This window comes from Pseudomonas sp. 6D_7.1_Bac1, assembly GCF_025465945.1.
Classification (GTDB): domain Bacteria; phylum Pseudomonadota; class Gammaproteobacteria; order Pseudomonadales; family Pseudomonadaceae; genus Aquipseudomonas.
The window spans coordinates 60,857-73,013 of sequence record NZ_JANLNW010000035.1 but is presented as its reverse complement, the minus strand read 5'-3'; the positions used below and the strand labels follow the sequence as shown (position 1 = coordinate 73,013).

Annotated in this window: 10 protein-coding genes and 1 pseudogene; 7 read left to right on the top strand and 4 right to left on the bottom strand. The window is 60.7% G+C overall.

Annotated features, from left to right (window positions below; translation table 11 throughout):
- Positions 1–3: 3 nt before the first annotated feature.
- From NTD87_RS28045 to gcvH, 6 genes and pseudogenes are all read left to right on the top strand, one after another.
- Positions 4–81: pseudogene (locus NTD87_RS28045) on the top strand (tetrameric acyl-CoA thioesterase); the annotation flags it as partial.
- A 9-nt stretch (positions 82–90) separates the two neighbouring features.
- Complete coding sequence (locus NTD87_RS09620) at positions 91–1,308, top strand: 2-octaprenyl-3-methyl-6-methoxy-1,4-benzoquinol hydroxylase (RefSeq protein ID WP_262113624.1); 1,218 nt, start codon at positions 91–93, stop codon at positions 1,306–1,308.
- A 221-nt stretch (positions 1,309–1,529) separates the two neighbouring features.
- Positions 1,530–2,531, top strand: coding sequence for an extracellular solute-binding protein (locus NTD87_RS09615; RefSeq protein WP_262113519.1), 1,002 nt, complete (start codon positions 1,530–1,532; stop codon positions 2,529–2,531).
- 146 nt (positions 2,532–2,677) lie between these two features.
- On the top strand, positions 2,678–4,294 hold the full coding sequence (locus NTD87_RS09610) for an ABC transporter permease (RefSeq protein ID WP_262113518.1): 1,617 nt from the start codon (positions 2,678–2,680) through the stop codon (positions 4,292–4,294).
- Between the two features lie 155 nt (positions 4,295–4,449).
- Positions 4,450–5,532, top strand: coding sequence for a glycine cleavage system aminomethyltransferase GcvT (gene gcvT / locus NTD87_RS09605; RefSeq protein WP_262113516.1), 1,083 nt, complete (start codon positions 4,450–4,452; stop codon positions 5,530–5,532).
- A 52-nt stretch (positions 5,533–5,584) separates the two neighbouring features.
- On the top strand, positions 5,585–5,968 hold the full coding sequence (gene gcvH / locus NTD87_RS09600) for a glycine cleavage system protein GcvH (RefSeq protein ID WP_262113514.1): 384 nt from the start codon (positions 5,585–5,587) through the stop codon (positions 5,966–5,968).
- Between the two features lie 55 nt (positions 5,969–6,023).
- Here the strand turns inward: gcvH and NTD87_RS09595 are convergent, their stop codons facing one another.
- Positions 6,024–7,166, bottom strand: coding sequence for a DegT/DnrJ/EryC1/StrS family aminotransferase (locus NTD87_RS09595; RefSeq protein WP_262113513.1), 1,143 nt, complete (start codon positions 7,164–7,166; stop codon positions 6,024–6,026).
- A gap of 154 nt (positions 7,167–7,320) precedes the next feature.
- Here NTD87_RS09595 and gcvP point away from each other — a divergent pair, with 154 nt between their 5' ends.
- Positions 7,321–10,194 (top strand): aminomethyl-transferring glycine dehydrogenase, encoded by a 2,874-nt coding sequence (gene gcvP / locus NTD87_RS09590; protein ID WP_262113511.1) that lies wholly within the window; start codon positions 7,321–7,323, stop codon positions 10,192–10,194.
- A 162-nt stretch (positions 10,195–10,356) separates the two neighbouring features.
- On the opposite strand, the gene NTD87_RS09585 is transcribed toward gcvP, so the two are convergent.
- The 3 genes from NTD87_RS09585 to NTD87_RS09575 form a co-directional block, all read right to left on the bottom strand.
- Positions 10,357–10,683: a DUF2388 domain-containing protein gene (locus NTD87_RS09585; RefSeq protein WP_262113509.1), complete on the bottom strand. Its 327-nt coding sequence runs from the start codon at positions 10,681–10,683 to the stop codon at positions 10,357–10,359.
- A gap of 67 nt (positions 10,684–10,750) precedes the next feature.
- Positions 10,751–11,200 carry an NfeD family protein gene (locus NTD87_RS09580; protein WP_262113508.1) on the bottom strand — a complete coding sequence of 150 codons (450 nt, stop codon included), beginning with the start codon at positions 11,198–11,200 and terminating at the stop codon, positions 10,751–10,753.
- Between the two features lie 10 nt (positions 11,201–11,210).
- Positions 11,211–12,131 (bottom strand): SPFH domain-containing protein, encoded by a 921-nt coding sequence (locus NTD87_RS09575; protein ID WP_262113507.1) that lies wholly within the window; start codon positions 12,129–12,131, stop codon positions 11,211–11,213.
- Between the last annotated feature and the right edge of the window lie 26 nt (positions 12,132–12,157).

Sequence of the window (12,157 nt, the reverse complement as noted above, 5' to 3'; positions counted from 1 at the left end):
TGCTTGCAGGTCGACATCCTGGTGGCGCGGGTCGATAAAATTTTTTACGTGCGGCTCAAGCCGCAAGCGAGACAGGCTTAAAGCATGGAAATGCGCGCAGATCTGCTGATTGTCGGGGCCGGAATGGTCGGGAGCGCGTTGGCGCTGGCGTTACAGAACAGCGGGCTGGAAGTCCTGCTGCTCGACGGCAGCCCCATGAGCGTCAAACCGTTCGATACGCAGTCGACGTTCGAGCCGCGGGTGAGCGCCTTGTCGGCGGCCAGTCAGCGGATTCTGGAGCGTCTGGGTGTGTGGGAGGGCGTTATCAGCCGTCGCAGCAGCGCTTATACCGACATGCAGGTCTGGGATGGCAGCGGCACCGGGCAGATTCATTTCTCCGCCGCCAGCGTCCACGCCGAGGCGCTCGGGCATATCGTCGAGAACCGAGTGGTGCAGGATGCACTGCTCGATCGTCTGCACGACTGCGATTTGGGCCTGCTGGCCAATGCGCGCCTGGAACAGATGCGCCGCTCCGGCGACGACTGGCTGCTGACCCTGGCCGACGGTCGCACGCTGCGTGCACCGCTGGTGATCGCAGCTGACGGCGCCAACTCGGCAGTGCGTCGCCTCACCGGCGTCGCGACCCGCGAGTGGGATTACCTGCATCACGCCATCGTCACCAGCGTTCGCAGTTCGCTGCCACACCGGATGACGGCCTGGCAGCGTTTTACCGACCACGGTCCGCTGGCGTTTTTGCCCTTGGAACGTGACGGCCAGCAAGACTGGTGCTCGATCGTCTGGTCGACCACTCCGGCTGAAGCCGAACGCCTGATGGCGCTGGATGACGAAGGCTTCTGCCGTGAACTGGAGCGTGCCTTCGAAGGGCGCCTGGGCAGCGTGTTGAGCGCCGATCCACGTCTCTGTGTGCCGTTGCGTCAGCGTCACGCCAAGCGCTATGTGGCCGAAGGCCTGGCGCTGATCGGCGACGCCGCGCACACCATTCACCCGTTGGCCGGGCAGGGCGTCAACCTCGGCTTCCTTGATGCCGCGGTTCTGGCCGAAGTGCTATTGCACGCGGCCAGCCGTGGTGAGCGTCTGGCGGATGTGAAAGTCCTCAGCCGCTACGAGCGTCGACGCATGCCCCACAACCTGGCGTTGATGGCGGCAATGGAAGGCTTTGAGCGTTTGTTCCAGGCCGACCCTTTGCCGCTGCGCTGGTTGCGTAATACCGGATTGAAAATGGTCGACCAGATGCCCGAAGCCAAGGCGCTGTTTGTGCGTCAGGCGTTGGGCTTGAGCGGCGATTTGCCGGAGTTGGCCAAGGCCTGATGTCTTCGTTGAGGCTGATGGCCTCATCGCGAGCAGGCTCGCTCCCACAGTTGGAATGCGTTCCCTTGTGGGAGCGAGCCTGCTCGCGATGGCGGCGGCACGTTCACCATCAATCCTCGGGGGTGCAACATCTCGTAACTCCTCCACAGAGGGATCGGTTGAGAAGCTAAATGTGAGTCCTTATCATTTCGGCTCATTTTTGATTTCGAGAGACCGCTCCCATGTTGGCACCGAAGCGTCTACTGACAGCCCTCGCCCTGACCCTGATCGGCACTACTGCCCAGGCCGCTGACGAGGTGGTGGTCTACTCCTCGCGTATCGACGAGCTGATCAAACCGGTCTTCGATGCCTACACCCAAAAAACCGGCGTCAAGGTGAAGTTCATCACCGACAAGGAAGCGCCACTGATGCAGCGCATCAAGGCTGAGGGCGAAAACGCCACTGCCGACCTGCTGCTCACTGTCGATGCCGGTAACCTCTGGCAGGCCGAGCAAATGGGCATCCTGCAGCCGTTCACCTCCAAGGTGATCGACGCCAACATTCCTCTGCAATACCGCGCTGCTTCTCACGCCTGGACCGGTCTGAGCCTGCGGGCACGGACGTTGGCCTATTCCACCGAGCGGGTAAAACCCTCGGAAATGACCACCTATGAAGCCCTGGCAGACAAAAAGTGGGAAGGTCGCCTGTGCCTGCGCACCGCGAAGAAGGTCTACAACCAGTCGTTGACCGCCACGATGATCGAAACCCATGGCGCGGATAAAACCGAAGCCATCATCAAGGGCTGGGTCGCTAACCTGGCGACCGACGTGTTCTCCGACGACACCGCGGTGCTGGAAGCGATCAGCGCCGGGCAATGCGACGTTGGTATCGTCAACACTTACTACTACGGTCGTCTGCACAAGCAGAAGCCGGATCTGCCGGTCAAACTGTTCTGGCCGAACCAGGCTGACCGCGGCGTGCACGTGAACCTGTCGGGCATTGGCCTGACCAAACACGCCCCGCACCCGGAAGCCGCCAAGGCCCTGGTGGAGTGGATGACCACGCCTGAAGCGCAAAAGATCTTCGCCGACGTTAACCAGGAGTTCCCGGCCAACCCGAGCGTGAAGCCGTCCGCTGAAGTCGAGGCCTGGGGCACGTTCATCCCGGACACTCTGCCGGTAGAGGTGGCTGGCCTGCGCCAGGCTGAAGCCATTCGCCTGATGGACCGCGCCGGCTGGAACTGAGTCGCCGGTATTGTGGCGAGGGGGCTTGCCCTAATGCCGATCAGTTAAGCCGAATACTGAACCTGTGGCGAGGGAGCAAGCTCCCTCGCCACAGAATGGGGCCGGCTGCATTACTGCGTCGCCCCCGCACTTTTTAGAGACTTTCCTTGGCCCATCCCGCCCAACGCCGTTGGTATCCGCTGGTTTTCGTCGTTGCCGCCCTGGTGCTGCTGCCGCTGAGCGTCTTGCTGCTGTCGTGGCAAACCGTCGACCTGCAGATCTGGTCGCACCTGTGGGAGACCCAGATGCCGCGTCTGCTGGGCAATACCCTGACACTGATCCTTGGCGTCGGTGTTGGCGTCACGCTGCTGGGGGTGAGCCTTGCGTGGCTGACCAGCCTCTGCGAATTCCCCGGGCGACGTTGGCTGGATTGGGCGCTGATGCTGCCGTTTGCGATCCCGGCCTATGTGCTGGCGTTCGTTTTCGTCGGGCTGCTGGATTTCGCGGGCCCTGTGCAAACCCTGCTGCGCGAATGGTTCGGCAGCGGTTTGCGGCTGCCGCGCGTGCGCTCCACCGGTGGGGTGATTCTGGTGTTGGTGCTGGTGTTCTATCCCTACGTCTACCTGCTGGCGCGCACGGCGTTTCTGGCCCAGGGCAAAGGTCTGATGGAGGCTGCGAGAGTACTCGGCCAATCACCGTGGCAAGCATTCTGGTACGTGGCCTTGCCGATGGCGCGGCCGGCGATTGGTGCCGGTGTCGCTTTGGCGTTGATGGAGACGCTGGCGGATTTCGGTGCGGTGTCGGTGTTCAACTTCGACACCTTCACCACGGCGATCTACAAAACCTGGTACGGCTTTTTCAGCCTGTCGAGTGCTGCGCAGCTGGCCAGCCTGTTGCTGCTGGTGGTGATGTTGTTGCTGTACGGCGAGCGCCGCGCTCGCGGTGCCAGCCGGGCGAGTAACGAGCGTCCCAGGGGCAAGGCGCTCTATCAGCTGCGCGGGTTCAAGGCCCTGGCCGCCAGCAGTTGGTGCGGGCTGGTGTTTGCCTGCGCATTCGTCATTCCATTGCTGCAACTGCTGGCGTGGTTCTGGCAGCGTGGGCGTTTTGACCTGGATGAGCGTTATACCGGGCTGATCATGCACACGCTGTACCTGGGCGCCATGGCCGCGCTGATCACCGTCAGCGTCGCGCTGTTGCTGGCATTCGCCCGGCGCCTGGCACCGACCCGGGCGATACGCTCCGGGGTCAGTCTGGCCAACATTGGCTATGCCTTGCCCGGTTCGGTGCTGGCGGTATCGATCATGCTGGCGTTCAGTTACCTGGACCGTGAATGGGTGGTGCCGTTGTCGGGCTGGCTTGGCGGTGCCGGTAAACCGTTGCTGCTGGGCAGCCTGTCGGCACTGTTGCTGGCGTATCTGGTGCGCTTTATCGCGGTGGCCTACGGGCCGTTGGAAAACAGCCTGGCGCGGATCCGCCCGACGCTGCCGGAAGCTGCACGCAGTTTGGGGGTCAGTGGGCCACGACTGTTTTTCAAGGTGTATCTGCCGCTGTTGCTGCCCGGCACCTTGAGCGCGGCGCTATTAGTGTTCGTCGATGTACTCAAGGAAATGCCCGCAACCTTGCTGATGCGCCCGTTTGGCTGGGACACGCTGGCGGTGCGAATCTTCGAAATGACCAGCGAAGGCGAGTGGGCGCGGGCATCATTGCCGGCGCTGACGCTGATTCTGGTGGGCCTGTTACCGGTCGTCGGGTTGATCCGACGTTCGGCACATCGAAACGGCTAGGTGCCAGTCCTACACCTTGCGGCTACAATGCGCGGCATTCGGTGCGGATCGTCCTTCAGACCGGGTTGCTGAAATTGGCTGGAAGCCTTCTATTTAAAGGCTTTCAACCCTACAGCGCCTGTCCGTACCTTCGCCACGCCCGGAAGGAGAAACCCATGGGACAGCGTACGCCTCTGTATGACCTTCACCTCGCACTCGGTGCGAAGATGGTCGATTTTGGCGGTTGGGATATGCCACTGCATTACGGCTCTCAGGTCGAGGAACACCATCAGGTGCGCCGCGACTGTGGGGTTTTCGATGTATCCCATATGACCGTAATCGATGCCAGTGGCCCTCAGGCCAAGGCCTGGCTCCAGCATTTGCTGGCCAATGATGTCGAACGTCTGCACAGCGTCGGTCGTGCCTTGTACAGCACCATGCTCAATGAGTGTGGCGGTATCGTCGACGACATGATTGTCTATCGACTTGAGGACGGTTATCGACTGGTGGTGAACGCTGCCACCCGCGATCAGGACATGGCCTGGATGCAGGCCCGGCTCGGCGACTATCAGGTGCAACTGCACGAGCGCACCGAGCTGGCGATGCTGGCGATTCAAGGTCCGCAGGCGCGGCAAAAGATCGCCGAACTGGTGACCCAGTCCCGCGGCACGCTGATCCAGCATCTCAAACCCTTCGAAGGGCACTGTGACGGTGACTGGTTCATCGCCCGGACCGGTTACACCGGCGAAGACGGCCTGGAGATTGTCCTGCCGGCCGATCAGGCGCCAGGGTTCTTCAACGATCTGGTCGGAGCGGGGATCTCGCCGATTGGCCTCGGCGCCCGCGACACGCTGCGTCTTGAGGCTGGAATGAACCTCTACGGTCAGGACATTCATCAGGATGTCTCACCGCTGGCTTCCAATATGGCCTGGAGTATTGCCTGGGAACCGGCCGCTCGTCAGTTTATCGGCCGGGCGGCGCTGGAGGCTGAACGGGCCGCTGGCGTGAAGCACAAGCTGGTCGGTCTGGTGCTCGAAGAGCGTGGTGTTTTACGCGCCCATCAGGTGGTTCGCATCGCTGATGTTGGCGAAGGGGAGATCACCAGTGGTAGTTTCTCTCCTACGCTTAGCAAATCGATCGCCCTGGCGCGGGTGCCGATAGCGACCGCCGACCGGGCAGAAGTGGAAATTCGTGGCAAGTGGTACCCGGTTCGGGTGGTCAAACCGACCTTTGTGCGCCATGGCAAAGCCTTGATCTAACTTTTTCTGGCGGGCAATCAACCGCTGACATTTCTTCTTGAGGACACAGAACATGAGCGAAATCCCTGTCGACCTGCGTTTTGCCGAAAGTCACGAATGGGCCCGTCTGGATGAAGATGGCGGCGTAAAAGTCGGTATTTCAGACCATGCTCAGGAAGCCTTGGGTGATGTAGTGTTCGTCGAGCTGCCGGAAATCGGCAAGGTGTTCGCTGCCGGCGATGCGGCGGGCGTAGTCGAGTCGGTCAAGGCCGCTTCGGACATCTACTCGCCGGTCTCCGGTAAGGTCATTGCCGTTAACGAAGAATTGGCCAACAGCCCGGAACTGGTCAACAGCGCGCCATATGACAGCTGGTTCTTCAAGCTTGAGCCAAGTGATACCTCTGAACTGGACAAGTTGCTCGACCCTACTGGCTACAAGAACGCCATCGGCGAGTAATTGCTGTCAGAAACGAAAAAGCCTCGAGTGATCGAGGCTTTTTTGTGGGCGCGATTTACGCGTTTTGCAGCACGGTCTTCACCGCAGCAACTGAACGTTCTACGTCGCTTTTGCTCATGGCCGAGAACATCGGCAGCGAAACGATCAGGCGACCGACACGCTCGGACACCGGGAACATGCCTTCCTTGAAACCGCGTTCGCGGTAAAGGCTCAGCAGGTGGATCGGCGGGTAGTGGTAGCCGATGCCGACGCCCAGTTCCTGCATTTGCTCCATGAACGTCGCGCGGGCCGGTTTGCCGTCCTTGCGCTCTGGCAACACCAGTTGGAACAGGTGCCAGTTGCTGTTGGTGAAGTCCGCCGGTGGCAGCTGCGCACCGTATTTGGCCTCGAAATCGCTGCCGAAACAGGCGAAGTAATGCTTGGCCAGTTCGCGGCGGTGAGCGGTGATGGCGTCAATGTGCGCGAATTGGCCCAGGCCAATGGCGGCCGCGACGTCGGTCATGTTGAATTTGCCACCCAGCACATCGACGTCCAGGCCGTCGAAACCAGTGCGGGTTACGCCTTGCAGGCGATACTTCTCGGCCAGCCGCACTTCTTCGGCATTGTTCAGTACCAGGCAGCCACCTTCCGAGGACGTGACGTTCTTGTTCGCCTGGAAGCTGAACGACACGAAGTCGCCCGTAGCGCCGATGCGCAGGTCGTTCCAGCTTGAACCCAGCGCCTGGGCGGCGTCTTCGACAATGCGCAGACCATGTTTCTTCGCGATTGCATACAGGCGGCTCATGTCCACCGGCAAACCGGCGAGGTACACCGGGATGATTGCCTTGGTACGCGGGGTAATGGCCGCTTCGAGTTGGTCCAGATCGATGTTGCGAGTGATCGGGTCGATGTCGGCAAACACCGGGGTGGCGCCGACTTCGAGAATCACGTTGGCCGTGGCGACCCAGGAGATCGGCGTGGTGATGACTTCGTCACCGGCACCGATTCCGGCGATGCGCAGGGCAATCTCCATGGTGCAGGTCCCGGAGTTGAACGTGCGCACCGGGCGACCGCCAAAAAACTCCGAGAGCTGGGCTTCGAACGCCTGGACCTTGGGTCCGCTGGTGATCCAGCCGGAGCGCAAGACATCGCCGACAGCGGCAATTGTGGCTTCATCGATAGTAGGTTTGGAAAACGGTAGAAAAGGCAGTTGGCTCATGAGAATCAGTGCACCCGATTGGCTGACGGTAGTTATATGCGCCGCACATGATGAGCCTGATTGCGCAAAGACGCCATGCCGTCCGCGCAGGGGAAGCTATGCTGCTTTGATCGTGTTGCATCGACGTTGAGCGCCATTCAAGAGAGAGCCCGTCATGTCCCAGTTGCCATCCTTGAGCCAGTTACGAGACCCGAATGCCTTCCTGCGGCGGCACTTGGGGCCGGATATCGCCGAGCAGCAGGCGATGCTCGACAGCCTCGGGCTCGGCAGCCGTGTCGAGCTGATCGAGCAGACGGTGCCGCCGGGAATCCGCCTCAACCGCGAACTGGACTTGCCGCCAGCGCTCGATGAAGAAGCCGCGCTGGCGAAGCTGCGAGGCTATGCCGAACAGAACCAGGTCTTTACCAGCCTGATCGGCATGGGTTACCACGGCACTCTGACGCCTGCGGTGATCTTGCGCAACGTGCTGGAAAATCCCGGCTGGTACACCGCTTACACCCCGTATCAGCCAGAGATTGCCCAGGGTCGGCTCGAAGCATTGCTCAATTTCCAGCAACTGACCATCGACCTCACGGGCCTGGAACTGGCCAACGCCTCGTTGCTCGACGAAGCCACGGCGGCGGCCGAAGCCATGGCACTGGCCAAGCGCGTCGCCAAGTCGAAAAGCAATCTGTTCTTCGTCGACGAACACTGCCATCCACAGACCATTTCCGTGGTGCAGACCCGCGCCGAAGGGTTTGGTATCGAGCTGATCGTCGACGCTGTGGATAACTTGAAACAGCATCAGGTGTTTGGCGCACTGCTGCAGTATCCCGATACCCACGGTGAAATCCGCAATCTGCGCCCGTTGATCGACCACTTGCATGCGCAGCAGGCGCTGGCCTGTGTTGCGGCGGATCTGCTGAGTCTGTTGCTGCTGACGCCACCGGGTGAGCAGGGCGCTGATGTGGTGTTTGGATCGTCCCAGCGTTTTGGCGTACCGATGGGGTATGGCGGCCCTCACGCGGCGTTTTTTGCCAGCCGCGATGAATACAAGCGGGCGATTCCCGGGCGGATCATCGGCGTATCGAAAGATGCTCGCGGCAACGTCGCGCTGCGCATGGCCCTGCAAACCCGCGAGCAACACATCCGCCGCGAGAAGGCCAATTCGAATATCTGCACGGCCCAGGTCCTGCTGGCGAACATTGCCAGCTTTTACGCGGTCTACCACGGCCCGCAGGGGCTCAAGCGGATTGCTCAACGGGTACACCGTCTGACCTGCATCCTCGCTGCCGGGCTTGAGCGCAACGGCATTACCCGGCTCAACAAGCACTTTTTCGACACCTTGACCCTGGAGGTCGGCGGCAGTCAGACCGCAATCATCGAAAGCGCCAGTGCGGCGCAGATCAACCTGCGGATTCTCGGGCGTGGGCAGTTGGGTTTGAGTCTCGACGAAAGCTGCGATGAACGCACCGTGGCGAAGCTGTTCGATGTGTTCCTGGGCACCGATCATGGGCTTGATGTGGCCGAGCTGGATGGCGAAGTACTGAACTCCGGCATTCCCGACGGCTTGTTGCGGGCCACACCGTATTTGCGCCACCCGGTGTTCAACGCCCACCACAGCGAAACCGAGATGTTGCGCTACCTCAAGCAACTGGAAAACAAGGACCTGGCGCTTAACCAGTCGATGATCCCGCTGGGTTCCTGCACCATGAAACTCAACGCCAGCAGCGAGATGATCCCGATCACCTGGCCGGCATTCGCCAACCTGCACCCCTTTGCGCCGAAAGAGCAGGCGGTGGGCTACTCGCTGATGATCAGCGAACTGGAGCGCTGGCTCTGCGCGATCACCGGTTTTGATGCGATCTGCATGCAGCCCAACTCCGGCGCCCAAGGTGAATACGCCGGGTTGCTGGCGATCCGCAAATACCATGAAAGCCGTCAGCAAGGTGCGCGCGACATCTGTCTGATTCCCGCGTCAGCCCACGGTACCAACCCGGCGTCGGCGCAGATGGCCGGGATGCGGGTGGTGATCGTCGACTGCGACGATGCCGGTAACGTCGACCTCGATGACCTGAAAGCCAAGGCGACCGCTGCCGGCGACAAGCTTTCCTGCCTGATGGCCACGTACCCTTCGACCCATGGGGTGTACGAAGAGGGCATCAGCGAAATCTGCGAAGTTATCCACAGTCACGGTGGCCAGGTGTACATGGACGGCGCCAACCTCAATGCGCAGGTCGGGCTTGCTCGCCCGGCGGATATCGGCGCTGATGTTTCGCACATGAACCTGCACAAGACCTTCTGCATTCCCCATGGCGGAGGCGGGCCGGGGATGGGGCCGATTGGTGTGCGCGCGCATTTGGCACCGTTCGTGGCCAATCACCCGGTGGTGCCGATCGAGGGACCTGATCCGCAGAATAGTGCGGTCAGCGCGGCGCCTTGGGGCAGTGCGAGCATTTTGCCGATCAGCTGGATGTATATCGCGATGATGGGGCCGCAACTGGCCGATGCCAGCGAGGTGGCAATTCTCTCGGCCAACTACCTGGCGAAGCATTTGTCCGGTGCCTTCCCGGTGCTCTACACCGGGCGCAACGAGCGGGTGGCCCACGAATGCATCCTCGACTTGCGGCCGCTCAAGGCACTGACCGGCATCAGCGAAGAAGACGTTGCCAAGCGGCTGATGGATTACGGCTTCCATGCGCCGACCATGTCTTTCCCAGTGCCGGGAACGTTGATGGTCGAGCCCACCGAAAGCGAGTCCAAGGCTGAGCTGGATCGCTTTATCAACGCGATGCTGAGCATCCGTGCGGAAATTTCAGAAGTGCAGAATGGCAACTGGTCTCCCGAAGACAATCCGCTGAAGCGCTCGCCCCATACCCTGGCGGACATTATCGGCGTCTGGGATCGGCCCTACAGCATCGAGCAAGCGGTCACCCCTGACGCGCACACCAGGCTGCATAAATACTGGCCGACGGTGAACCGCGTGGACAACGTTTACGGGGATCGCAACCTGTTTTGTGCCTGCGTGCCGGTGGATGAATACCGCTGACATGCACGGGTTTGATGAGGCGCAAATCAAATGTGGGAGCGAGCCTGCTCGCGATGGGGTCATAACATTCAACATTTTTGCTGACTGTTACACCGTCATCGTCGGATCGCCGCCCGGAGCAAGCTCGCTCCCACAATGGATCGCATTTTTACAACAACAAAATTATTCCGGGGCGACCGCGTTCTTGGCCAGGATCGCGTTGGCCAGTTCCATGTCAGTAGCCTTCAAACCTGGGTTGTCCGCACGAACTTTCTGCATTGCAGATTCCAGGTACGGACCACGAATATTGCCGTCACTGGCTACGAAACTGCTGGCGTCGTCCTGGGCGGCAACGACCAGCTTGTGATCCCTGGAGGTCAGGTAGGTGGACGCGGTGGTCGCACCTGAGGAAATAACTTCTCGCAAGATGCCATCATGATCATGGGCCATTGCTGAACCTACAGACAGGGAAAGCAAGGCAAGGGTAGCGGCAGCAAGTTTAAAACGCATTGCGGGTGACTCCAGTGGGATTTCTGGCAGGTTGGATTGCCAATACCCCAAACGAGTTCCATAGCGTTCAATCGGCGTGCTCAACCAGGATAACCACCCCGTCCAGCCCCGTGACGCGAACCCTGGAGCCCGCAGGAGCGTCAGGTCCCCTGGCCATCCAGACGCCGTCGGCGACCTTGATTTTGCCGCGGCCATTTACAATCGCCTGATGCACCACAAAGACCTTGCCGATCAGTTCCTGCCCGCGCAGGTTGAGGTTCGGCTGGTCGCTGGCCCGCATCGCGCTGCGCTGGCGTCGCCACCAGTACAGGGCGGTGAGGATCGACAGCAAGCCGAACAGCAGGAACTGCAACTCCCACAGCAAACCTGGAATCAGGAACGTCAGCACGCCCACCGCCGCCGCGGCGAGGCCGACCCACAATAGATAACCGCCAGCGCCGAATATCTCGAGAATCAACAGGATCGTACCCAGCGCCAGCCAGTCCCAGAACGATAAATGTTGCAGGAATGCCCACATAGGTCGCGCCTCAAGCCTTCTTGCTATCGAACGTAGCCTTGACGATCTCGCCGATACCGCCGACAGCGCCGATCACCTGGCTGGCTTCGAGCGGCATCAGGATCACTTTGCTGTTGTTGGCCGAGGCGAGCTTGCCCAGGGCGTCGATGTATTTCTGCGCGACGAAGTAGTTCACCGCCTGCACGTTGCCGCTGGCAATTGCCTCGGACACGACCTTGGTTGCACGGGCCTCCGCTTCGGCCTGGCGTTCGCGGGCTTCGGATTCCAGGAACGCTGCCTGACGGCTACCTTCAGCTTCGAGAATCTGCGCCTGCTTCTTGCCCTCGGCGGTGAGAATCGCCGAGGCTCGCAGGCCTTCGGCTTCGAGGATTTGCGCGCGTTTGATCCGCTCGGCTTTCATTTGCCCGGACATTGCCGCCATCAGGTCGGCTGGCGGGCTGATGTCCTTGATCTCGATCCGGGTAATCTTGATGCCCCACGGCGCGGTGGCTTCATCGACGGTGCGCAGCAGTTTTTCATTGATGGCGTCGCGCTGGCTGAGCATCGCGTCCAGTTCCATCGAGCCCAGCACCGTGCGGATGTTGGTTTGCAGCAGGTTGCGAATGGCGTGCTCAAGGTTGTTCACCTCGTAAGCCGCCTGAGCCGTGTTGACCACCTGAAAGAAGCACACGGCATCGATCTGCACCGTGGCGTTGTCGGCGGTGATGACCTCCTGCGGCGGAATATCCAGCACGTTTTCCATCACGTTGATCTTGCGCCCGATGCGGTCCATCACCGGGATGATGATATTCAGGCCAGGCTTGAGGGTGTCGGTGTACCGGCCAAAACGCTCGACCGTCCACTGGTAACCCTGAGGCACGACCTTGAAACCCATGAACAGAATGGCGACGACAAGGCCGAGGAAAAGTAAAAGTACGCTACCGATTTGCATGGAAAATCCCTGTTCAGTCAATGAAG